Raw genomic sequence first — 1,217 nt, 5'->3', positions numbered from 1 at the left:
ATCAGCTGGTCAATCTGCTTATCGCCCAGCTTGACAATCTTCCAGTTTTCTTTTCCAAGCTCTTCTGCACTGGTTCCGGCCAAAACAATCGAACCGTCCCGGTTCAGTTTAATATCCGAAAGCCTTTCTTCTTTTTTATGAGATTCTCCCGGAACGTATTTTCGCCACTGCTCATTTCCATTTTCATCCAAATACAGCATCCAGAATTTCTCATCATCACTTTCTATTCTTCCTTCTGCCTGGGTGTAGCCTCCGAGTAAAATCCCTTTTGATGATTTGTCATCCGAAGCATGCAATACACTCATTCCCATCAGCACATCCCGGTTCTTGAAGTTGTAGGATTTCTGCCAGATTTCTTCCCCTCTTTCATTGAGTGAAATCAGCCACAAATCCGTTCCTTCTTCGATGCCTACTGTTTTATTTCCCGATCTTTCCGATCTTGATTCTCCGCCAATCAGAAAACCTGTAGATGTCAAAGCCAATGTTCTTACATGATCATCGCCCTTTCCGCCGAAATTCTTTTCCCACTCAACCTTATTATCGTTTGAAATTTTAACCACCCAAAAATCTCCCTCGCCATAGTTCTCGGTCTTCTTTGAACCTCCGATATTGCTTCTTGAATATATCCCTAGCAGTGCGCCGCCGTCCTTTGTGGGGATCATCTTTTCTATTTCATCCAAACCTTTTCCGCCTAAAATTAATTGTGATAGTTCTTTCCCGTTTTTATCCATTCTAACAATCAGAACATCTTTGGACCCATAGCCAACCGTTCCCCTCGAGAGCCTCAGGGAACGCTGATCTGCTGTTCCGAAATCATTCAAGAGAAGGGAACCTGTCGTTCTGTTCCCCGCCACAATGAATCCCATATCGGTTGTCTGGATCACCGCCCTTGCTTCTTCATCTGCTGTACTGCCTATGGTTTTTTGCCAGAGTTCATCGCCAAATTCTGAAATTCTTATGAACCAGATATCGCTTCCGCCTTTGGAATCTTCTTTTTTATCTAAACCTTTCGCTGAGTTTGAGGTGGCAAGTACAGCGAAGCCGCCATCCTGGGTGCTGATTGTGGAAGCTGCAAAATCGTGGTTGTTGCCTGAGAAATATTTTTCCCAAACGGTCTCTCCCTGCTGGTTAAGCTTCATCAAACGAAGGTCATACCCCCTGTTTTGTCCGTTTCCAGAATCTTTAGAAGGAACAATAGAACTTCCCGAAATTAAATA

General features: G+C 43.9%; 1 protein-coding gene. It reads right to left on the bottom strand.

The annotated features are described in order from the left end of the window. A partial coding sequence (locus HHL20_RS19430; protein ID WP_169232808.1) for a T9SS C-terminal target domain-containing protein occupies nucleotides 1–1,217 on the bottom strand: 1,217 nt, incomplete at both ends.

The sequence above is a fragment of the Chryseobacterium cheonjiense genome (genome assembly GCF_012927265.1).
In the GTDB taxonomy this organism is placed as follows: Bacteria; Bacteroidota; Bacteroidia; order Flavobacteriales; family Weeksellaceae; genus Chryseobacterium; species Chryseobacterium cheonjiense.
The sequence above is the reverse complement of the archived record's forward strand: the minus strand, read 5'-3'. Positions and strand labels throughout refer to the sequence as shown.